The sequence below is a fragment of the Paenibacillus sp. FSL R5-0636 genome, from assembly GCF_037974255.1.
In the GTDB taxonomy this organism is placed as follows: Bacteria; Bacillota; Bacilli; order Paenibacillales; family Paenibacillaceae; genus Paenibacillus_AQ; species Paenibacillus_AQ odorifer.
This window is the reverse complement of sequence record NZ_CP150232.1, coordinates 3492497-3515978: the sequence shown is the minus strand read 5'-3', so window position 1 is coordinate 3515978 and position 23482 is coordinate 3492497. Positions and strand designations below refer to the sequence as shown.

The 23482-nt window shown below is 46.8% G+C and carries 18 protein-coding genes; 2 read left to right on the top strand and 16 right to left on the bottom strand.

Annotation, left to right across the window (positions count from 1 at the left end):
* The first annotated feature begins 148 nt into the window (after positions 1 to 148).
* Together MKX34_RS15945 and MKX34_RS15940 are read left to right on the top strand one after the other, a co-directional pair.
* Positions 149 to 1024: a 2-dehydropantoate 2-reductase N-terminal domain-containing protein gene (locus MKX34_RS15945; RefSeq protein ID WP_076099199.1), complete on the top strand. Its 876-nt coding sequence runs from the start codon at positions 149 to 151 to the stop codon at positions 1022 to 1024.
* Between the two features lie 89 nt (positions 1025 to 1113).
* The gene (locus MKX34_RS15940) at positions 1114 to 3855 is read left to right on the top strand and encodes a hypothetical protein (protein WP_076296662.1); all 2742 of its coding nucleotides are present in this window, start codon (positions 1114 to 1116) and stop codon (positions 3853 to 3855) included.
* A 507-nt stretch (positions 3856 to 4362) separates the two neighbouring features.
* Here the strand turns inward: MKX34_RS15940 and MKX34_RS15935 are convergent.
* From MKX34_RS15935 to MKX34_RS15860, 16 genes are all read right to left on the bottom strand, one after another.
* Complete coding sequence (locus MKX34_RS15935) at positions 4363 to 7167, bottom strand: glycoside hydrolase family 2 TIM barrel-domain containing protein (RefSeq protein ID WP_076296663.1); 2805 nt, start codon at positions 7165 to 7167, stop codon at positions 4363 to 4365.
* A gap of 10 nt (positions 7168 to 7177) precedes the next feature.
* On the bottom strand, positions 7178 to 8782 hold the full coding sequence (locus MKX34_RS15930; RefSeq protein WP_076296664.1) for a helix-turn-helix domain-containing protein: 1605 nt from the start codon (positions 8780 to 8782) through the stop codon (positions 7178 to 7180).
* On the bottom strand, positions 8782 to 10572 hold the full coding sequence (locus MKX34_RS15925; protein WP_076296665.1) for a sensor histidine kinase: 1791 nt from the start codon (positions 10570 to 10572) through the stop codon (positions 8782 to 8784). The genes MKX34_RS15930 and MKX34_RS15925 overlap by 1 nt, the downstream gene beginning before the upstream one ends.
* Positions 10573 to 10675: 103 nt before the next feature.
* Complete coding sequence (locus MKX34_RS15920; RefSeq protein ID WP_076296666.1) at positions 10676 to 12361, bottom strand: hypothetical protein; 1686 nt, start codon at positions 12359 to 12361, stop codon at positions 10676 to 10678.
* Between the two features lie 31 nt (positions 12362 to 12392).
* Positions 12393 to 13289, bottom strand: a complete 897-nt coding sequence (locus tag MKX34_RS15915; RefSeq protein ID WP_036677267.1) for a carbohydrate ABC transporter permease — start codon at positions 13287 to 13289, stop codon at positions 12393 to 12395.
* A gap of 6 nt (positions 13290 to 13295) precedes the next feature.
* Positions 13296 to 14189: an ABC transporter permease subunit gene (locus MKX34_RS15910; protein ID WP_052097050.1), complete on the bottom strand. Its 894-nt coding sequence runs from the start codon at positions 14187 to 14189 to the stop codon at positions 13296 to 13298.
* Between the two features lie 211 nt (positions 14190 to 14400).
* Positions 14401 to 15747 (bottom strand): LLM class flavin-dependent oxidoreductase, encoded by a 1347-nt coding sequence (locus MKX34_RS15905; protein WP_036677270.1) that lies wholly within the window; start codon positions 15745 to 15747, stop codon positions 14401 to 14403.
* A gap of 75 nt (positions 15748 to 15822) precedes the next feature.
* On the bottom strand, positions 15823 to 16302 hold the full coding sequence (locus tag MKX34_RS15900) for a DinB family protein (protein ID WP_036677271.1): 480 nt from the start codon (positions 16300 to 16302) through the stop codon (positions 15823 to 15825).
* On the bottom strand, positions 16302 to 17474 hold the full coding sequence (solA, locus tag MKX34_RS15895) for an N-methyl-L-tryptophan oxidase (RefSeq protein WP_076296667.1): 1173 nt from the start codon (positions 17472 to 17474) through the stop codon (positions 16302 to 16304). Before solA ends, MKX34_RS15900 begins: the two co-directional genes overlap by 1 nt.
* The gene (locus MKX34_RS15890) at positions 17471 to 18652 is read right to left on the bottom strand and encodes an amidohydrolase (RefSeq protein ID WP_076296668.1); all 1182 of its coding nucleotides are present in this window, start codon (positions 18650 to 18652) and stop codon (positions 17471 to 17473) included. The genes solA and MKX34_RS15890 overlap by 4 nt, the downstream gene beginning before the upstream one ends.
* Positions 18653 to 18705: 53 nt before the next feature.
* Positions 18706 to 19722 (bottom strand): LLM class flavin-dependent oxidoreductase, encoded by a 1017-nt coding sequence (locus MKX34_RS15885; protein WP_076296669.1) that lies wholly within the window; start codon positions 19720 to 19722, stop codon positions 18706 to 18708.
* An 11-nt stretch (positions 19723 to 19733) separates the two neighbouring features.
* Positions 19734 to 20486, bottom strand: a complete 753-nt coding sequence (locus MKX34_RS15880) for an amino acid ABC transporter ATP-binding protein (protein ID WP_076296670.1) — start codon at positions 20484 to 20486, stop codon at positions 19734 to 19736.
* Positions 20483 to 21193, bottom strand: coding sequence for an amino acid ABC transporter permease (locus MKX34_RS15875; RefSeq protein ID WP_036677282.1), 711 nt, complete (start codon positions 21191 to 21193; stop codon positions 20483 to 20485). The genes MKX34_RS15880 and MKX34_RS15875 overlap by 4 nt, the downstream gene beginning before the upstream one ends.
* Positions 21190 to 21975 carry an amino acid ABC transporter permease gene (locus tag MKX34_RS15870; RefSeq protein WP_076296671.1) on the bottom strand — a complete coding sequence of 262 codons (786 nt, stop codon included), beginning with the start codon at positions 21973 to 21975 and terminating at the stop codon, positions 21190 to 21192. Before MKX34_RS15870 ends, MKX34_RS15875 begins: the two co-directional genes overlap by 4 nt.
* 33 nt (positions 21976 to 22008) lie before the next feature.
* Positions 22009 to 22866, bottom strand: coding sequence for a transporter substrate-binding domain-containing protein (locus MKX34_RS15865; protein ID WP_038571128.1), 858 nt, complete (start codon positions 22864 to 22866; stop codon positions 22009 to 22011).
* A 4-nt stretch (positions 22867 to 22870) separates the two neighbouring features.
* Positions 22871 to 23386, bottom strand: coding sequence for a GNAT family N-acetyltransferase (locus tag MKX34_RS15860; protein ID WP_076099212.1), 516 nt, complete (start codon positions 23384 to 23386; stop codon positions 22871 to 22873).
* Positions 23387 to 23482 lie beyond the last annotated feature (96 nt).

Here is a 23482-nt window from a genome sequence, read left to right as displayed (position 1 = left end):
TTCTAAAACATCAATTATCGGAATGTGTTGTCTATGCAACTCTTTTCTTACAATGACGGTTGTAAGCATAATCTTGTCATACTATTATCTTATCAAACAGATGTTGCTTAAACAATCAGTGACTAGTTAGTCGGAAGGAATGATAATAGTGAACATAAAACAAAATAGGCTTCTAATATTTGGCGCTGGCGTAATTGGCAGTTTATACGCTCTTAGATTTGCACAATCGGGGTTTGACGTCACTTTACTGGCTCGAGGAAAAAGGCTGGATGAACTTAAGCGGAAGGGTTTGAGATACAACGACAACGGTACGATAAAGCAACTATCCATTAAGACGGTCGAAAAGCTTGTAGATGATGACATCTATGATTTTATCTTTGTTCCTGTACGATATGATCAGGCAGAATCTGCCCTGTCTGCGATCAAAAATAATCAGAGCAAAACAATAATTACACTGACCAACACTATTGGTTATAATTCCTGGCTTGAAATCGTGGGTGATCGGTTACTTCCAGGATTCCCTGGTGCAGGTGGAGACATTAAAGAGGATATTTTATACGCTCAATTTGGTTCCAAAACTTATTTTGGTGAAATAAATGGACAAACGACCGAAAGAGTTAAGGAGCTTGCTTTGATATTCGAAACAGCTGAAATGCAGTATGAAATACAAAAAGATATTCAAGCATTTCATGTTTCACATGCTGCACTCGCTGCAGTCAACAAGCATTTTTATACGAATGAAGGAATGGTAGATATTGAGACAGCAATAAGCGAAAGCATTCTTAGCAAAGTAGCTACAGATATCAAACAAAATCTTTACTTGGTAGAGCAAGCTGGAATCTCTGTAATCCCGACTGAAACGAAGTCAATGGGAGAACTGATGGAAGAAGAGATTATATCCCGGTATCGGCAGATGCTGAGTGATGAGTTTATCATTGATGTTAAGTTTGGAAACCAAGCTGTCAGCAGAAAAGCAGAAATAATATTATTGGATGAAATGTTTCATGAGAAGTTTTCGATTTGATCCAAGCAAATTTTTTCCATAAAAGTTATCAAATGAGTTCACACCCCATATTACTTAATACTAAAACAATGTAATATGGAGGTGTTAGATTGCCACTGAATCAAGATCAGCAGATCTTTCAACAAAGCACAACAACTCAAAGCTGGGGAAATATCCAGGGACAGACCTTAGTTGCAGGCCAGAGTAGCTTGAGAAGAGGAATGAACTATAAGTTAGGCGCTCAGGCTATGGCACAAATCAATAATTTATTAAATAAATGGGCTGAATTAAAAATATTGGGGAGTGCCGAAGTTTCGCTTCTTCTCCAAGTACAGATACAAACGCCCCTGGATCTATTCGACGAAGCCGGGCTAGCCGGTCGACTTCAAGCCGTTCTTAAAGCGGCGGTAGCGGCTGGATTAAGCATGAATATGACAGTTAAAGAGTTATTGAAAATCCTGAAGAATAAACCGTCAGGAAATGGTTTATCCGGTGAATTGATTGAGCTATTGTTAGAAGAATCAAAGCTCGAAGGTTATTTGTACGCCCAATTTGCGGTTGGTTTTATGGCGTATGCCAATTTTGTTATGCTTGGTAATTTACATAAGACAGCTACTCTAGGGGAATCTGGATTCCAATTTGTCTATGAGGCGGGAATGGGATTTATTGCGGGGGGTGGCTATAGAGGTGGCATCAATTTTAAATTCCCCGATCCTGCAAAACTGGTCAATCGTTATGGGGACCGCTTAGTTGAGGGCATTGTTAATAAAGCTATTGACACACAGCAGGAACAAGCATTAATGCTCGGTACTATGCTAAGGATAGGAGTGAAATCAGCCTATGAGGTCAGTAGACAATTAAATGAAGGTACCGGGAGCAATAACGAAAAACTAGCGCAAACCGTTCTTACATTTATTGGCGGACAGTTCCAATCGTTGTTCTTCTTGACTATGAATGTGTTCTTTAAGGAAGAGATCCTTCGTTTAATTGGCCTTGCTTCTTTACCAGCTGAACAAACCTCAGAAGTCATTCAAACCCTGAAAGGTTTTAATTCTTTTCAGTTAGTGCCGGATAACCATGAAATTTTTGTTCGTTTAGACTCATTATCAGCATTAATTCAAAACGAGCAGCTTAAGAAGGAGTTTGTCAGAAGTATTTCTGCTTTGTGGGTATCAGCTTTGTTGCTCCCCCTTGCAGTGCAAGCGGCAGATAAAGCAACCATGCCTACTTTTACGGCACAATTGTCTTACCAACCTCCTCCCGCTGTCAAAAGTGCAATTAATACAGATTTGAACCGTCCGTCTGACACAAATTTGAACCAGGGGGATCTTCTATCATTTCTACTTGATAAACCTTTGACGCTTACCATACAACATGTAGATAGCGTTCGGGAGATAGCAGCAATTCTCAAACCTGCCGTTTCAGGAACGGCCCAAGATGCAATGAAGTTCTTATTTAGTCACTCATTTCCTTCGACTACAGGGGAAAACTCTTTTAGATCAACACTTGGAGCCATAAATCAAGCTTTCGATCATTACGTGGATACGGAAATAAGTGCTAGAAAAACTGCAATCTCGAACACTTTGGCTGGCGAGGAAGAGATTAAGATTCTATTTGAGCAAGCCCTGATTCCCTGCATACAACTGACTTCTGATGTTCTAATTCCAGAGATCGTTAATGGATTTCAAAATTTTGACATAAAAACTATGCAAGAAGCATTATCCAGCGTATTACTCACAATGCTTGGAAGAAGCGTTATTCATGTCATGGACGGAATTCAGACTTCAGTTAATAAACAAATCGAGGGTCTTCTTCGCGAAGCTGCTGGTCAGGCTGCAAATGTTCTTGGACCACTTGGAGCTCAAGATATTTTAAAGAAACCGTTGGAGGCAGCTGTTAAAATTATTGCGGAAATGGTAGCGCCTTTGACACCTGAAGCACAAGAACAACTTTTTGAGAATGCTCTAAACATATTTACTCCAATAAAAGGTAACGCCGTGGACTTCGCCAACCATTTGCAAAGCGATCCGATGTGGATGCCTCAAATGGCTGAAATAGAAGCAATAGCCAAAATTTTGATAAATCATTTAACTGATCATATGATTCAATTCGCTCTAAAACTGATTCCAGCGTTGTTTCAAGCCTTGATCGATGAGCTCCTGGCCATAATCGAACACTGGCTAAATGTAATAGCCAAGATATTAAATACTATTACCGATTTCATAACTAAGTTAATGCAAGAAAAATTAATGAAAGAACTGATTGAACCTGTAATGGAAATCGCTGAAAAAGCCGCTGACGTATTAACGTTTAACATTTTTTCTCTAATCGGTGCCGGTAAAGTAAAAGATGAATTTTTCAAAGGGTTAAGAGGAGCAGTCGAAGCTATAATTCAAGAAGCAATCATCCCTCCTGTTGTTATGACAGTGAAAGAAATCAAGTTCAATCCTCGTAAGCTCGTGGATCTTTGCCGAGACGTTTCCGACTTTACTTTTACTAAATTTTCTGAGATTTTTAACGATTATATTTTTGGGGAGATCCAGAATCAACTTGAAAAAGGTTTAAATATGAAAAATTTCAAATTGGATATTAAAGTGCCCGTTTCTTTTTCGATTGACTTACCATGGCCTTTAGGGTCACAATCCTTATCTCATACGTTTAGACTTACAGATGTCCTCATTCCGTCATCAATCGTTTTGGACATTGTAATGAATTTAATACGTAACAATCTAAAATTAGGAGGAACATCGGAGTATCTTTTCCAAATGGTTGTAACAACTATCGATAATTTCAAAAAAGTAGATCAATATAAATTGGATATGGCAGATGCTTTGAAAAAGTATAGTAATTAAAGGAATATCTTTTAATTTTTCAACTTCGAAATGCTGCCTAATTGAAACCTTCTTCGCATTGTTGTATCTTTCAAACTAGCACCACCTATCGGACATAGATGACGCTAAATGCAGTATTATTGCACTTTTGGTAGGCTAACGGTCTTCATAGCCACTATTTGCATGAAATATACCACATATGAACCTCTTTATAAGCAATAGCGTCACTGGAGTCCGAAATGTTGTTCACAAGGCTGAAAATCAGAAAATAGTGTCATCTGAGTCCGAAACCCTCAGAGGCTCAGATAACGATGACACTGTTGAAGCTGGCGGCTACCAATAAACTAAAAGCAGCAAAAAACTAAGAGCAGCGAATCTCTCTTCATTAAGAGAATCGCTGCTCTTCAGTTTTTTACGATGCGACAGTCTGTTTTACTCAAGTGGAGAACGTAGTTTTCACTGTAGCCCCATTGGACTATTCATCCATATGAAATTTGACAGGTAACCTTAGCAATCGCCTGCCTCTGCCTATTGGATCAGCTCAAGAAGTTCTGCAACATTCGCCTTGTACTGTGGCTTGAAATCATCTGATTTCATATAACCCGCAAGACTGAATAAGAACTGTCTGCCTTCCGGCGTATCGCTAACCTTATCAGCATCCAATGCGCATATCAGCAGGTTGCCTGCTCCTACACTGCATTCCACTAGGAAACTCAGCTTATGATTGCGTTCAAAATTATCGATAGTCTGCACAACGGGATTCCAATCGCGGTCAGCTGCATCCATGATGAGCGATTTCGAATTCTCAACAATACTCCACCAGGGATAGGTAGAATATTCCTCGCTCGGGAACTCACGAAGCACCGGGTGCTTGTTATCAATCAACAGCCCCATAGTACCAATGGGTACTGGCCGGTTCATGCTCTCTGAGATCGAGCGGAACATTGGATAACACCAGAAATCTGTGCAGTAATAACCTTCAACGGCATTTTGGAGAGATTCCGGTTTCGGCATAAGCAGCACATTCTCACCTTGCTCCAGCAATGCAAGCGCATCATCAGACAGCTTGTCGAAGACATGGACACCTTCCAGCATGTTGCCACTCTTCACTGGATAAATCCACAGGTCGTAACTCTTACGGATATCTGTTCCCTGTATGGAGAGGGACAATACGATAGTACTCATACGGTCAACTTCAGGTAGTTTTATTGCCAGATCGCAGATATCGATATAATTCGTTCCTGCAGGTACGTCCACCTCGGTTGAACCTGCGGCGAGTATACCATTATCCGCGGTAAGCTCCCAATGCAGTTCAAATGCACTCGGCATACCACTGCGGAAACAGCTCAGTTCAACATGGGCATCGAACGATTCACCAGAGACATAGTTATACTTAGGGAATCTTGCCAACAGAACGGCATCATTACAAAAAGTTCGCCAGTCCTCCGGACTTATCATTCCTTTGGAATCCATAAAGGCGTCGAGGACACCCACCAGCGCCGTTCCCTGGCCACTGAAATCCTGCAAATCAAGCAGTTGGAAGCCCGCAAGCCGCCGGGAGCGGAATGCCGCCTCAAGTTCCTCTTTGTAGCAAGCTACTGCCAGTTGCCCCGAGGATTCAAAATATTTGGCGGCCAAATGACCCAACCCTTTACTTTCCAGTCGTTCACGGAAAATTTTGAAATTCTCAGCTTTGAGCGGACCGTTGTATTTATCGATTTCCTCATAATTAGGATAGGTAGCATACTGTCCGATCTCATGCGAGATTACCGGAATGTGCGGTATCCATTCTGCGGAAGCGTCTCCAGCCTTCACCGTCTTGGCTTCCGTACCATACTGGATCTGAATCTCTCCGCCAGCGGCAGCTTCCATCCCCTCTCCGTTGAAGAAATCCTGAGGGACGATCTGATCGTCATAGTCTTTCATCGTGCCTGGCAGATCGATCTGGACATGACCTAATGGAGCATCACACATCGCATAGGAACCTCTGAACAGCCGATCTCTGGAGAAGCGCACGCCGCTGAAGAAATCGTCATGTTCCAGAATTTCTGGCACCCATTGGTGGTTATTGGACCCCTGTGTATAGAGAATCCGGTTATCAAATGCTTTATAGTCCTTTAGGAAGGAATCAATCTTGGCTTTGCTGCCCCATAGCTCGTTGCCAAGCGACATCATCACGAAGGAGGGGTGATTGCCAAAAGCCTGAAGTATGGCATAGCCTTCGCTGATCAGATAGTTCTGCTCCGCTTGATTATGTCCCTCGTCGGTTTCTTCTGTGATTGTTCCCCAGAATGGAAGCTCTGGTTGCATGTAGATACCTAGCATATCCGCTGCGGTGAAAGCAGCTTCCGGCGGACAGCAGGTATGAAAGCGATAATGATTGATGCCGTAAGACTTGGAGATGCCAAGGATTCTTACCCATTCCTCGACGTCAGTCGGGGCATAACCGGTAAGCGGGAAGATCAGGCCGTCATGTTTGCCGCGGAGGAAGGTTTTTTCTCCGTTGATTGTAAACTTATCGCCCTCTGCCCGGAATTCCTTCAATCCAAAAACGAGCTCCTGTCGGTCCGTTATATATCCATCGCTGTCTTTCAAAACAAGGTTTATGTTATAAAGATTGGGAGCGCCTTCACTCCAGAGCAGCGCGTCTTGACCAAGCTCATAGTTGACGGAAAAACGACCCGGTGAGACTGGGTACTCCCTCTCGTCCACAGCATGTGTATTGTCGCTGTTGAAGCTCTGAGCAGACACTGTAAGTATAGATTCGTTCCTGCTGTCCAAGGTTGCCGTGATTCGGACTGAGCGTGCTGAGAGATCCGGATCGAGCCGGATGCCGCTGAGCCGTGACTCACCATAGAACTGAAGCTCCATACGTCCGGTAATCCCATTCCAGTTGGTCTGGGTATCCTGCGACGTTAAATGTCCACCTTTGGTTGGGTAACCAGTATTGTCCACACGGATGGTGAGCGTATGATTCCCAGGTTGAAGCTGCGGCAACTCGTATATATGTGGGGTGTTCAGACTGTTACGGCTGCCTATTTCCTGATTGTCCAGCCATAGAGTCGTCAGCCTCGTGCGTTCCAAATATAGGAAGCAGACTTTGCCGGCTAGTTCTTCCGGAATGACGACCTCTTTTGAATACCAGACTTGCCCTTCAAACAAATACTCATCCGTTAATGCGCTTACTAAAACATCCTCGTTCTTCGAACCTTTGCGTGCGTAGGACGTTGTTCCCGGCAGTGTGATAACATCTGTAAAAGGCAATGCCAGTCCTTGATTTCCCTCATCCAATTGCAACTTCCATTCGCCTTCCAGGCTGATCTTTGTCTGCAAAATATCACTCCTAATAATGATAATCTCTGAACTCCTGAGGTGTAGTGCCGGTTGTTTTCTTAAAAAGGAAGGCAAAATAAGCCGCGGTTTGAAAGCCCACCTGCTCGGCAACCTCGTAAACCTTAATATTGGGGTCACGAAGTAGTTCCTTGGCTTTGTTCATACGCGCTTCCTGCACGAAATCGGAAATCGTCCGGCCCATTTCTTTCTTGAAGAGAACACTTAAATAGCTGTGATTCAAGTGAAACTGCTCAGCAAGCTGCTTTACAGTCATGTTCTCATGCAGATGCTCCTCCAATTGGCGGGCGACTCGCTGGATAAGGTTATGCTGCTGAGCGACCTGCTCTCTTTGATTAAGCTTAACATATTGCGCCAAATATTCCAGTACGACCTTCCTGACTTCATCTACGCCTGTACAGTCGATCAACCGCTGCCACATGAGGATGTTCAACTCTGTATCCTTCTCATGTATACGCTTCAGTTTTCTGGCTAGTTCGCTAAGCAAACCCATTCCGAAAGCCTGCACATAGGAAAAGGACACAGGCTCTCGCGCAAGTAACACTTCGAAAGCATGGTTGAAATAAGCGGAAGCTTTATCGCTCTCTCCTCTGTCCAATAGCTTAACGATTTCCGGAATGTATTCTTCACGCAAGCGGAAATCATGATATTCGTTCATCAAGTTCCGGTCGAAATAGAGGATTTGTCCGTAGCCGGCCAGTCTGGCACCGGCCATCATATGCCTTACTTCCTTATACAGCAACGGTATTTCCGTCCAGAACAAACACTCTCTGCTGATTCCGACCGAGACGGAGGCTTTATACTGCTCTCTTAGGATGTCTTGGATAAACGCAAGCTGCTTCTCAAGTCTTGCCCGCACCAATGGCGTTGCGTTCAGCACAATGACGGCAAGTTCATCCGCTCCTGTCTTCCCTATATAGGTACCGGAGAAGCCAGATAGACCAGTCTTAACGCAGTTCAATAGCCCTTCGCTAAGCAGGATCCGATCCTTGGCATCATGCGGATTATCTAGGAACCTGCGGTCATATCCGAACAGGAATAATGTTGCCTGCCATTCCCCAATAGGCAGATCCAGCAGGCGCCGCCAGGATTCGAGCAGCTCATCACTGTGGATCCAGCCTTCGACCATATCTTTGACGAAACGTTCCTGCAGCACCTCATAGCTCTCTGTAACTTTCTCCCTAAGTACAGTGGTTTCCTGTTCAATCTGTTTTTTCTTCTCAACTACTTCTCTGAACGCAGCCAGTTTCATTTCGAGTTCTTCCGTCTTGATGGGCTTCAGAACGTAAGCTTTAGCTCCCAGATGTATAGCCTCCTGCACAAATTCAAACTCGTCATATCCACTGATCATCACAGTCTGTAAAGACTGGAGTAACGGATAATCCGCTCTGCATCTTGCGAGCAGTTCGATCCCTGTCATACCGGGCATCGAGACGTCAGCGATCAGCACTTCCACAGGAGTTTCTCCTAGGATTGTTAGTGCTTCTTCACCAGATAATGCAGTTAACGGTTCCTCATACCCCAGAGCTTTCCAGCCAATATGACGAAGAAGCCCTTGAATCTGCATAGGCTCGTCGTCGACAATTAATGCCCGCATTAAGCTCCATCCCCCTTTTTTATCTCAGGACTTTCCTCGCAAACAGGGATATCAATGGTTACACAAGTCCATTCGTCTTCTACACTGTCAATCTCAAAGCCGCCCTCTGTGCCAAAATACAAGGCAAGACGTTCACGGATATTGTTCATCCCGAATCCGTTTTGCGTACCCGTGTAGCTGCCGGTACGGATCTGTTCCAGCTTCTCACTGCCAATCCCTTTCCCATTATCAAAAATCTGAAACTGCACCGTATTCTCCACTCGTTTGATCGTAATTTGTATAAAAGCATGAGTTCTAGTTGTGATGCCCCCGTGCAGATAACAGTTCTCGACCGTTGGCTGTAGAATCAGCTTAATGCTGTACAGGTCAAGAACGTCAGGCTCTACCAGCCACTCTACGGATACCTGACCGGGATAACGCAGCTGCTGAATTTCGATATACGCCTTAAGATGCTCAATTTCGTCACGGATCAGCGTCACATTAACCCGGTTATTGAGTGCCAGCCGATAGAATGTCGTCAGCGCATCTATGGTTCGGATTTGCAATTCGTCCTGCTGATCTAATGCCCGCCAACGGATCAGACTTAGCGAATTATAGATGAAATGAGGGTTAATCTGTGCCTGCAACGCCCTGAATGATTGCTCCCGCTCTTTGAGCATGGCCTCTGTATGTTCTTCGACCAGTTTTCTCAAACGGCCAGACATGGAATTGAACAATATCTCAAGTTCACCCAGCTCATCGTTGTCACGGTTTCTCACTGTAACTTCGAAATAGCCCTGTGAGATATCTGTCATTCGGATGCCCAGCTTGCGGATCCGCCAAATCACATTTTTAAGTACAATCATGATTAGAAAGATGGACAACAGCAGGAAAAATGCAATACCTGCTCCGATATAGTACATAATCCGCGTAGACTGCTCCTCCAGTCGGTCAAGATGCACAAGCGCGGCAACCGTCCAGCCAGACTTAATCTCCTGAGTGATCAGCATCATCCCGCTTTTTGTCGCCGATGTTTCCAACGAGTTATTCCAGTACTGACCTAAGGAGGATGAGGATAACCGGCTGCCAATTTCAGAGGGCTCCGAGGATGCAATAATTCGTTCGTTGTCGTCAACAATATACAATTCTCCGGCCCCTTCAAAAGGATGCTCGAACGATTCCATGAAGACACCGTTATAGTTCAGTAACAGGTACACAATCCCGTAAACATCTCCATATGCGTTCAGAATTTTATGGGATACTACTAGCTTAGTCCTGTCGTCAGCTGCATTAGTCCATACCAGATTGTCTGTTGTGCGAAGCATTTTCGTATACCATTCCCGCTCTCGAATTCCCGAAAGGCTCCGTTCTTCCGGCTTCCACAGAAGCCCTCCATCTTGCACTAGTGTATCGTTGGTATGATAGATCCGGAAATTCTCAATACCTGGCAAGTATTTACTGGTGAGCAGGAAGGAACGGTCCACATAATTGACCGTACCCAATTGTTCATCGATATCCGCATAGTCCCTGGCTAATCTAGAGATCAGCTCACCATCCGTAGCCGTCCGGGTAGCCAGCAGATCATAGCTTTGCTTCCTGAATTCAATACTCTGCGCACTTTGCCGAACGGCTTCCCTGATCGTAAGCATATAATTGGCCCGCACCGTATGAAGCATCATGTACCCTGCACCTGCAGCCAGCAGTACGGTGGGGAGAAATACAATTAGTCCGTAGAATAATACAATCTTACTCCTCAGGTTCATAGAACGGGTCATACGGATGATCCATTTCTCTATTTGTTGTTTAATCATAGATTTCCCCCATGAAGTGCAAAGGGAGCCCCCTCCAAGTGAGAGGTGCTCCATTAATTTTTTTATCGTTTAAGATCCGCGACTGAAAGAGCATCACGGTTGTCTATTGCAAGGCGGTTACTTCCTCCTTGTACGTATCCAGCCACTCCTGCTTGACTTCACTCCAGTGCCCACGCTTCTCTAGTGCTGCTTGGAAATCGCTCCAATTCTTCTCGAATTGCCCCTCGTCTTTGGCCATTAAAAGCTTGGCTCGATATTCCTTGCGGATATTTTCGATCTCCGGTGAATATTTCTCCCATGCGCCGCCCTGTTTCATCTGGAATAGATCATAAGACTCTGCCACGCGGATCGTTCCCATTTTGCCGATAGCTTCTGTGAACTTAATTGTCTTAGCAGCTCCGGCTTTTCCTGCATCCTCTGTGTTCCACCATGGGTACCATTCATTGCTGTAAGAGGCAGTCATGTAAAGCTCAGGGGTGACTTTAGCTTTTTGTGCGGTGTCTCCGGAATTGCGGCTCGTCTTGTAGGTTTCGTCGGTGAATTTCCATTTGCCCAACGGTTGATCAATCCAATCCCAGTATAATCCCGCCGGTCCTTCATTAATGACCTGCTGCTGCTCGGGTTTCGGCTGCAAGGTATAATCGAAGAATTTCAGAATAGCTTCCAGATTTTTAGTTTTTTCACTAACATAGACATCATAGCCTGGATTCGGATTGGTAACCTGATTAATCCCGACTTTCTCTACACCATCCACTTTAGGAAAAGGGATCGCTTCGTAAAACCACCCTGGCTCTGTTGGGCCGTCCAATGTCTCCCAAGCTGAGGCAGGAATGTTCCAGAAGCTGCCGACATTGAAGGCAATACGACCTGATTTGTTCTTTTCTGTATACTGTTCTTTTTTGCTGGTAACGACCTCTGGATCGATCAACTTCTCCTGGTACATCTTGTTCATCCATTGATAAGCTGCTTTATAATTGGGATCGTCGTAAGCGAATACAAAATCATCGCCGCGTTTATCAACGCCATTACCCGCTGTAGTCACCCCAAATGCTGTCAAAATTGCGTTTTCATCGCTCCAGCCCAGATTATCACTAGTGTCCATCAGGAATGATAGAGGAATCAGCGATTTGCCGGAAGCATCCTTCTCTTCTGCGGCTTTCCGAAGGAAGGTCTCAACTCCTTCTAACGTTGCTAAGTCCTCTTTGGTCATACCTGTTTTCTCCAGCACATCACTTCTGACAATCCAGGCTTGAGATGCCCAACCTGGCCACGGATCTTCCGGGTTTTGGTCAAACCAGGTAGGGATGGACCAGATATGGCCCTCATTATCCTTCATAAGTTCCAGATACTGCTTTGGAATAGACGCAAGTCCTGGATATTTGTCAGGCATGTCGAAATACTGCTCTAGCGGCATAAGCTGTTTCGACCGGTTCATCGCGCTTTTGACCGTTTCGTTTCGGCTGAAGATAGCTGCATCCTCAAAGCCGCCAGTGTTTATCTTCAAATTAAGTGCAGTCATCGCGTCGCCTTGGGTGGTTTCCAGCTTCACATTTACTCCAGGCTCCTGTTCACGCCAATATTTCTGGACCATACTATCATTATTGATGGTTGCCGTCCATCCGAGCCAGAGATTAAAGGAAGTCGAGCCACTGGCGGGCTGGTTATTTGACGTTTCATTGTCACTTCCAGGCTTGTTCGCAGTATTCCCACCTGATCCGGAGCATCCGGCAATAGACATCAGTAAGGTTGCTGCAGCCAAGGCGACTAGACCCGTTTTTTTGATCATCATTGTTTAATTCCCCCTGTTCTATTATTGTAGATCAACCTTTTACTGACCCTACAAGAACTCCTTTCACAAAATATTTCTGCAGGAACGGATACACGCACAGGATGGGGATTGCACTCACCATAACGACTGCCATCTTAATCGACATCAGCGTAATATTCTGCATTTGTGAGCTCCTCGCCAAAGCTTCCTGGTTGGTATTCGAGCCAAGAACAGCGGATAAATCCTGAGCAGCGAGCAATTGCTGCAGGAAGGTCTGCACCGGAATCAGATTCTGCTTCGTGACGAAGAAAGCACCGGCGAACCAATCATTCCAGTGTCCCACTGCGGTAAACAGTCCCAGCGCTGCAAGCATAGGTTGAGAGAGTGGAATAATAATCTGAATCAGAGTACGAACAGGACCGGCTCCATCTAGTTCAGCGGATTCTACCAGAGCTTCAGGGATTCCCTGTATAAACTTCAGCATGACAAACATGTTCCAGACCGAGAACAGCCCGGGGAAAATATACACCCAGAACGTGTTGATAAGCCCGAGATTATTAAGCTGAATATAGAAAGGAACCAGTCCTCCACTGAATAACATGGTTAAAAGAATATAGCCTAGTATCGTGCTTCTTAAGGGAAGACCGCGGTAGGACAAGCCAAATGCCACCAGAAGTGTGACGATAAGTCCTGCGAATGTGCCAATGACTGTCCTAGCGATTGTAATTAGATAAGACTGCCGGATAATTTCATTTCCTAATACGATCTCATAATTTATTAATGTGAAATTCTTGGGCCATAGATACACGCCACCTTTGGCTGCACTTGCACCGTCATTCAGTGAGATTGCCAGCATGTACAGGAATGGATATAGTACAGACAAGCACAGACCGGCCAGTACTATGACGATGACGTATTGAGCTATTTTTTCACCTCTGCTGAGCTTCATATGCCATCACCATAATCCTTCACCATTTATTTTTCTGGATAACTGATTAGTCGAAACAACCAATATCAAGCTGATCACTGAGGATAACAGTCCTACTGCGGTCGCCATCCCAAAATATCCCTGCTGCAATCCGTTGCGGATGATATACGTATCCAGTACATCCGCGACCCCTTGATTAGCAGAATTCATCAGCGGATAAATCTGATCCATCCCTACAGTAATCAGGCTTGGGATACTTAGAATTAGCACAATCGATATCGTCGGTAGAATACCCGGGAAGGTGATATGCCGAATCTGGGCTAGCTTTCCTGCCCCCTCTACCTTGGCGGACTCATACAATTGCGGATCAATCGTTGTGATCGCAGCCAAATAGAGAATCGTGTTCCAGCCGGTCTCTTTCCACAAGCCGCTTAATATAACCATGGGCCGGAACCACTCCGTGGAACCTAGAAAAAATACGGGATCACCACCTGCTTTCTCGATGAACTGATTGACCAGCCCACCATCCAAAGTCAGAAAAGACTGCAGGATGTAAGCGACTACAATCCATGAGAAAAAATGTGGCAAATAGCTGACCGATTGCACGAATCGTTTAAATACAGGCCGGGTTACCTCGTTAATCACCAGCGCCAGCAGAATCGGTGCCGGGAATCCGAAGATGAACTTAAGCACGGATATATATAACGTGTTTTTGACAACAGTTAAAAACTGGGGATCTTGCAGGAAAGAAAAGTTGTCTAATCCCACCCATACGCTATTCCAGATCGAGGTGCCAATCTGAAAGTCGCGGAAGGCGACCTGAATCCCTGCCATCGGAATATAGCTGAACAGAAATAGCAACAGAACTCCCGGAAGAATCATTAAATATTGCCATCGGTACTTGTAGAACTTAGCGTACAATTTACATCCCTCCTTGATATTTCTATCATAAGCTGCAGCGGGAACCCTGCCTATATAACAGTGATTGGTTATCTATTGCTCTGATTGGATATTTAAAGCGCTTACGTTGATAGACAAGCTCCGCGCGCACGCAAATAAACGCAGCCTTAAACGGCTGCGTTACATTTTTTATGACGAAAGCTAAATATTGAAATTCAAATTAATATTATTGTTAATGTATGGCTTTATGCCCTGCCGGTTGAGATGCCTTGGAATAGCGGTTCTCAGGCAATGGAATACCGAGATTTCCACGCAGGGTGCTACTTTCGTATTCAGTGCGGAACAGACCCCGCTCTTGCAGAATCGGCACTACCCGATCGACGAATTCCTCCAGTCCGTTAGGAACAGCAGCTGCGATCATAAATCCGTCTGCTCCTCCACCCTCAAACCAGGTTTGAATCTGATCCGCCACTTGCTCAGGTGTGCCAATAAAGCTGCTGCGCGGGGTAGCGGATTGTAAGGCGACCTGTCTTAGTGTTAAGCCTCTCTCCTTCGCGTCCTTTTTGATTTTATCCGTGCCGCTCTGAAAACTATTGCGCCCCAACTCGCCAAGCTCAGGGAACGGTGCATCCAGCGGATATTGCGAGAAATCATGATGCTCGAAGAATCTGCCCAAATAGTTCAGTGCATTCTCAATCGTCACGAGACCAGCAACCTCCTGATATTTGCGCTCTGCTTCCTCTGGTGTGTCGCCAATGATTGGTGCAATGCCAGGAAAGATCAGCACCTCATTCGGATCCCGGTCAAATGAAGCTACCCGTGTCTTAACATCGCTATAGAATGCCTGGGCATCTTCTAGCGTTTCGTGGCCAGTGAAGATAGCATCCGCTTCCTTTGAGGCGTAATTTTTACCAACTTCTGAGGAACCTGCCTGAAACACGACTGGCTGCCCCTGCTTCGAACGAGCAATATTGAGCGGTCCCTTCACGGAGAAGAACTCACCTTGATGGTCCAGGGTATGCATTTTTTGCGGATCAAAGAATACACCTGATTCCTTGTCTCGGACAAACGCATCATCTTCCCAGGAATCCCATAATCCGCGCGTCACCTGCAAATATTCGGTAGCAATGCGGTAGCGCTTGCCATGGTCAGGATGCTCTTTTTTGCTGTAATTAGAGGCAGAGCCTTCCAGCGGTGAAGTCACCACATTCCAGCCGGCCCGGCCTCCGCTGATTACATCCAGTGAGCCGAATTGACGCGCGACAGTAAACGGTTCACTGTAGGAGGTGGACAGGGTACCAACCAGACCGATGTTGGTGCTGACGGCGGCGAGTGCGCTAAGGATGGTCAGCGGCTCAAACCGGTTAAGGAAATGCGGAATGGACTTTTCATTAATGTACAAACCGTCTGCGATGAAGATCAGATCCAGCTTGCCTTCTTCTGCCTTCTGTACCCACGCTTTGTATAATTCAAAGTTTACACTTGCATCCGGCTTAGCATCAGAATGGCGCCACATCGACGTGCTGCCTCCTACTCCATGCAGCAGTGCGCCTAGCTTCAGTTGTTTTGGTTTGGTCATGTTCATTCCTCCTAAAAGTTTTGTGAGCATACGATTCCCAGGTTTTACTTTGTGCAAAACTCACTTTATAAGCATTTATTGCACGAACGATGCATTGGCAGCGCCCTGCTTGATTCGCTCGATCTGGCCAAGATGCCTTTCCACATGTGCGGTGAAGCTATGGACGATATCGGAAATTTTCACGATCTCCCCCTTGAAGTTAATCCCGCTTTTCTCCCAATCCTCTGCGCTGAGCCGTTCAAACAATAGACTGTTATAATAAAGCAGGCTGCGGAACAACTCCAGGCTATCGGAAGCATAACCACTGTTGGCGTACTGGCCGCTGACCCAAGCGTCCTGATTGAAGACTGGCAGCTGCGCAGTTGTAGCAGCGAGAATATCACGGATGCGGAACGAAACCACAATGCTGTGATCAGCTAGATGAGCCAGCACCTCAGTGACACTCCAACTTGTTGGTTCCGCCTTCCATTTCAGCTGTTCCTCTGTTAACCCTGCAGTTGCATGCACCAGCTGGTTGTAAGTACTTAAAAAATTACTGATTTGAACTTTGCTCATTAAATCCCCTCCAATATAAAGCCTGCTTGCGAATGATCAGGTGCAAAACGTGATAACGAAAAAGGTTGGATGTTGTGGTTGGTAGCTCCACTTGTCGCCATATCAGCAAGTATTTCACCTACAACACTAGAAAATTTAAAACCATGCCCTGAGAACCCTCCGGCTACCAGCACATTGGAGTGGAGCGGATGGCGGTCAATAATGAAATCTTCATCAGGCGTATGCTCATATTTGCATACAGAACCTTTAAGTAATCGGCCAGCTGCACCCGGCATATAAGACTCCAGTACTCTACGAAGGTCTTGCTCATCGCTGGCTTCACTGCCAAAGGGAGCAAGTAGTGTGCCTGGTTTCCATTCCAGCCCCGTATCGTGCCGGCCGATCTTCAGACCGGTTCCATCAATGCTGGGAAAGCCATAATAGCCACCTTCCTCAGCCCCTAGCGTGAAGCCAGGGAAGTTACCGGCTGCAAAAGCAGGTGAGCTCTCAAACCAGCCCACAACTTTGCGGATCGCCTTGATTGGCAAATGCACAAAAGGCGCCAACGCACCAAACCAGGCTCCGGCACTAAGGATAGCTGACGCTCCGTGATAATCGCCGTTTGTTGTATGAACTGTCACACTGCCTTCGCGGGCGGTGATGTTTACTACCGAAGTGTTCGTCAACAGCTCCGCACCCTGTCCAAGGGCAAGCTGGCGGTAGGCGGAGATACAGCGCTCGCTGTACAAATACCCGGCATCTGGTTCATACATTGCTGCGAATGTTTCTGGAATGTTCAATCCCGGCCAGCGCCGCCGGACCTCTCCGGCATCCAGATGCTGAACCTGCACCTTCCGTTTCTTCGCTTCCGCGAGACGACCGCTGAAGGAATACACTGCACTATCTGCTAGATTCAATACGCCCGAGCGGACAAGCAGTTCTATTCCGCTCAACTGCTCGGCTTCTTTCCATAAACGATCTGCCCGCAGAGCCAAATCAATGTAAGCGGGATCACCACTGTAAGCGTGCCGGATCAGCCGGGTTTCCCCGTGATGGCTTCCCTGTGTATGTGGAGGATCAAAGGCATCAATTAGCAGCGTCTTCACTCCGCGCCTCGCAAGATAGTAACCGGCGCTCATGCCCATCGAGCCTGCGCCGACGATAATTACATCGTAACTGTTATGTTCAGCTATAATTCTGCACCTCCATCGGGACTGTACTGCACTAGGGAACGAACAGCTACATCCGCAAGGAAACGTGCTGCCACAGGGAGTGCACGTTCATCCAGATTGAAGGCCGGATGATGCCATTCCTGGCTTCCTTCAGTGCCTACAAAAACGAACAGTCCGGGTACCACGCGCTGATAGAAGGCGAAATCCTCTCCAGCCAGAGAAAGCTCTGGCTGAATCTCACGGTAACCAAGAGCTTCGACCGATTCAACTCCAAGCGCTGCTAGGGAGGGGTCGTTGATAACCGGAGGTGGCCCTTCTATCCAGCGAACGGTAGCTTCTGCTCCAAAAGCCGCTGCTACACCGACCGCCACTTCCTGAAACCGGTTCAGCACTTTGCTGCGCACCGTTTCATCAAAGGTGCGGATCGTCCCTTCAAGCACGGCTTTTTCGGGGATAATGTTCCATGAATTGCCGCTGTGAATCTGCGTCACACTGACCACCGCACTCTGCAGTGGGCTGACATTGCGACTTACAATGGACTGGAATGCCGTCACAATATGCGAAGCCGCTACAATCGGGTCTATGCCAGCTTCCGGAACGGCAGCATGAGAACTGCCACCCTGCACTTCAATCACAAACCCGTCAGCTGCTGCCATTAAAGGACCCCCCTTAATACCGATGGTTCCGACTGGCAAGTCTGGCTTGTTATGCAGCCCGATCACTGCCCGGACGTCTTCTAGTGCCCCGCTAGCAATGATTCGCTGTGCACCCTGCGCCTTCTCCTCCGCTGGTTGGAATAACAGGCGCACCGTTCCCTGTAATTGCTGCTCTCGCTGTTTCAATTGAAAGGCGGCACCCATCAAGGCAGCCGTATGGAAATCATGCCCGCAGGCATGCATTTTGCCGGGATATAATGAAGCAAAGGATACTCCGCTTTCCTCCTGGATTGGCAAGGCATCAATATCTGCGCGCAGTGCGATGACCGAACCAGGCTTTTTGCCGCCAATCTCTGCGATCACGCCGGTAGACAGACCGTATTCTACGATCCTGACTCCTGCCCGCTCCAGCAGGGAAATGATATATTCTGTTGTGCCATATTCTTCATTGGACAGTTCCGGGTGCCGGTGCAGATGACGGCGTATCCCGATTAATTCTTCTTCAAGCGCTTCCGCACTTAACTCTTTAGCTTTACTTGTCATATACAGTCACCCTCCTTTACACGATTTCCTGTGTGATACCGAGCCCGCCCGCTTTATGCCTCTGCCGCCACTTCAGCGATTGCTTCGCTCAATAGCTCAAAGGATCTGAGCCGTTTGTCAAAGGGCTGTACATTCGTCGTTATGATGAACTCCTCGACACCGGATGCCTCTGAAAGTTCCAACAACTGTTCACGGACAGATGATTTAGTTCCTTTGGTAATCTCCGGTTCCAGCTCTTCAATCGTGTAGGCTTCATTGCTCTGGCGGGCAAATTCTTCCGCCTGTTCCAAGGTCCCTACTGTCAGCTTCTTCCCGCTCGCCAGTTGAATCCGGATCAGCTTATGCGCACCTGCCAGTTCTTTCGCTCCCTCCTCAGTCTCAGCCACCACTAACGATAAAGCGATAATCGCTTGCGGTTGTCTGCCCTGTGAAGAAGCAAAACCGCTGCGGTAAGCACGAATGGCATCCAGCGCTACCGCCTTATCGCTGTTAATAAACAGGGAGAATACGTACGGTAACCCCAGTTCAGCGGCAATTTCCGCGCTGCTTACACTCGCACCAAGGACATACAGCTCGGGAGGAATACCAGGAAGGGGACCTGCCTTCAACCCTGCCAGCGGATGGTTTTCTTCGAGGCGGTTATGTACATACTTTTCCAGCTCGATGATTTTGTCCGTCAGGTCTGGGGTCTCAGCTTTTCCCTGCTGCAGTGCCTGTGTGCTGCGTGGGAGTCCACCGGGAGCACGTCCCACACCGAGATCCACTCGTCCAGGAGCCAGTGTAGACAGCACATTGAAGTTCTCCGCTACCTTATACGGGCTGTAATGCTGGAGCATGATTCCACCGGATCCAATGCGGATTCGCTCTGTTTTAGCCAGAAGATGTGAGATAAGTACTTCCGGGGAAGAGCCGGCTACCTGCTCGGAGTCATGATGCTCTGAAACCCAGAACCGGTGGAATGCAAGCTCTTCGGACAATTGTGCCAGCTTGACCGTATGCTGGAATGCTTCCTCCGGCGTTTCTCCCGGATAGATCGGACTTTGATCAAGTACGCTGATTGTAATAGCCATTGTTTTTCCTCCTATATGGAATAGTTAAATTCAGGTGTGATCCGCTTCAGGAACTGCTTCGTTCTTTCTTCGCGCGGATGGTTAAACAGCTCTGCCGGAGTCCCTTCTTCAACAATGACGCCTCCGTCCATAAAAACCACATGATTCGCCACATCGCGAGCAAAGCCCATTTCATGAGTCACCACAATCATTGTGATGCCTTCCTTGGCAATTTTACGGATGACGGCCAGCACCTCACCCACTAACTCTGGGTCCAACGCCGATGTGGGTTCGTCGAACAATATAACCTCCGGCTCGAGCGCCAAGGCACGGGCAATGCCAACCCGCTGCTGTTGGCCTCCGGACAGCTGACTTGGATAGGCGTCCAGCTTGCTGCCAAGACCAACCTTTTCAAGTAGGGCGATACTCCGATTTTTCGCTTCGTCCTTCGGAAGCTTTTTGACAATCAGCAGTCCCTCCATCACGTTCTCCAGCGCGGTTTTATGGCGGAATAAATTGTACTGCTGGAACACCATTGCCGTTTTTTGCCGGAGCAGATGAATCTCCTTTTTACGGGCGTGCTTGCAGTTCACTTTGAAATCGCCGATGGCGATCTCTCCGCTGCTTGGCTTCTCCAGATAATTCACACAGCGTAAAAGTGTCGTTTTGCCTGAGCCGCTGGGACCGAGAATGACGACAACTTCACCCTTCGTCACCGTTAAATCTATATTGTTGAGCACCTGATTCCGACCGAATGACTTCGAAATTTGCGCAAGCTTGATCATGCTACTCCACCTCGATTGTACAGATTAATTCTTTTTTCAATCAGCGACGTCACGCGTTCGATCAGGAACGTAAGTCCCCAGAAAATCAGTGCTGCCGCCAGATAAGCCTCAAAAAACTTCCAGTTCGTTGAAGCAACAATTTGCGCCTTAGCATTGATATCCACCACCGAAACGGTAAAAGCAAGGGTAGATCCATGCAGCATACCAATTACCGAATTTGACAGATTGGGCAGACTCGCCGCCAGCGCCTGAGGAAAAACAATCCGCCGCAGTGCCTGGGGCGTGGTCATGCCGATAGAATGTGCCGCTTCCAACTGACCGCGATCCACCGCAAGCAGACCGGAACGGACGACTTCGGACATATAGGCTCCCGCTGTAATCGAGAACGAAATATAGGCAAAACCGATCATCGGAATCGATACTGACCTGAAGCTCCAGCCGAACTGTACCGCCAGACCATCGATTAATACGGGAAGCCCAAAATAGATGAGCAAAAGATGCGTCAGCATCGGTGTCCCGCGGATGAACGTAACATAACCGACAGCCAGCGGATACAGCAGCGGAATTCTGTATATCCGGATCAACGCTACAGCCACACCAATCACAAATCCAATGAGTACTGAGACAACAGTAATAGATAAGGTCACAGGAATTGCACTTAAAATTTGCACCAGAGCAGTCCAGATAAAAGATGGGTCCAGCTTCATAATCCGCTACCTCCTTTACCCGGTCCAAGTTCAGCAATGATGCGGCGGTAGGACCAGCTTTTGTTGATTTTGAACGATTTTTTCTCCGGTGTATTCCGTTTCTCATGCCGCAGCAGCCGGCGTTCTGCTATAAGCAGCAGTTTCTCGATTGTAAAGCTGATGACCAGATAGATTAGCGCAAGCGCGATATACGTTTCAATAAAATGCTGAGTTAAGCTGCCTAGCGTCTGTGCTTTACCTGACATTTCCATCACCCCAAGAGTAAAGGCCAATGACGTATCTTTCAGTAGAGCAATCACCAGATTGGAGAATACCGGAACTGCGATTCCGAGCGCCTGCGGCAGCACGATTCGCGTAAAGGCTTGAAACCCCGTCATTCCTGTAGCATAAGCAGCCTCTACCTGCCCCTTATCCACCGCCATTACAGAAGCCCGGATCATTTCGGACATGTATGCCCCCGTATGCAGCCCGTAAGTAAGTATCACAAAAACAAGCACGGGAGTCCGGGTCATATCGACATGAACCAGCTTCATAATTTCGGGCAGACCATAATAAAACAAGAAGAGCTGGATAAGAATCGGAGTTCCCCGAAAAAAAGAAATATAGATTTCGGAGATGGTTTTTAACACAGGCACTTTATAAAGTCTTGGCAGAGCTACGAGAAAGCCGACAATAATTCCTGTCAGTAGAGAACAGGCGACAATCAGAAGCGTGGTGCTTAAAGTCTCTAGTAACTTAGGCAAAAACGAAAATACAAAGCTGATATCAAACTGTGCGCCCATATATTCCCTCCCTTCCCGTGCTCACCGGCTCAATCATTTAACCGAATCCGCTGTAACATCCGCACCCAACCATTCCGTACTAAGCTTGCCTAGTGTGCCGTCTGTCTTCAGCTCTTTAATCGCACTGTCAATCGCATCTGACAGCTTTTGCGAATCGGCATCATCCTTACGGAAAACATAGAGAATGTCCGCGGAGGACAGCTCGTCGCCCGTTGCTTTTAGCTGATTCTGCGGATCAATGATCGGCAGGACAAAATCTGCAGCCAGCGTTGCGTCCACACGCCCAGTACTGATTTGTGCGACGGTATCATTCGCTGCACCATTCTGATACACGATATCAATCGCATTGTCATTCTCTTTATTGTAGTTCTCGAGTATTTGTGCTTGTGCACTCGTTGCACCTACAAGCACCTTTTTCCCTTTGAGATCATCAAGCGATTGGATTGAATTATTATCCTTTGCCACTACAATGCGGTTTCTCCAGTGGGCATAGGCTTCTTTGTTAAAAGAGTACTTCAACTCCCGTTCCGGATTTTTCTCCATGACATGGGCGACCAAATCGATTTTTTTGGTTTCCAGGCTCAGCAGCAGATTGCTGAAATCCATGGTTTGAAATTCGAATTCATATTCTGGCAGCTGCTTATCGATTTCTTTGAGCAGCTCCACATCAAATCCGGTGAGTTTGCCGTTCTCATCTATGAAGCAGACTTTCGGAAAAGCAGTACCCGTGCCCACAATGATCTTAGTTACCTTAGCCGAATCCTTTGCCGGTGCCGCAGCTTCTGCTGTATTTCCATTCTGATTGCTGCTAGCACTGTTACTGTTGTTTCCGCAGCCGGCAATCGCCAGTGTCAATATCGATGCAAATACTAGTGAAATGGACTTTTTCATTGTTTTATCCCCTTTGAATGAACTGTGGTTTGTCTGTAAGTGTTTTTTTCAGCAGATACATAATGCCGTCACCGTTCTGCTGATCCAGTTCTAAAAACCGTTCGTACCCCCGGCGTTCATACATTTGAACCAACCACGGATGTTTCTTCGCCGTTGCCAGCGTGACTGCAGCCGAACCTAACTGTCCAGCAATAATGTTCTCTTCCACCCATTCCAAAAGTTTTCCACCATAACCTCTGTTACTGTAATCTGGATGAGCAGCAAACCATTTAATAAAAGGCAGTGGGCTAATCTTCTTAATCTCTTCTTCCTTTGAAAGGGTTATGGTCGCAACTATCGTTCCGTCAACTTCAAGCACATAACACTCATTCGTAGCTATATTGTCTTCAATAAGCGCCAAGTCGGCTGTGGCCGCCGGCCAATGCAGCCCGAGTTCACGAATCAGCTGATAGGCACGATATGTAACATCCAGCAATTGCTCCGCATCCTTCAGTTCTGCCAGCCTGTATACCTCACTCATCACATGCCCTCCAGCCTTTCGAAAATTAACTTTATAATCCCTATCGAAATAGTCGTGATTATATGCAATTAACTTTATCACTGCATGTGTCCATGC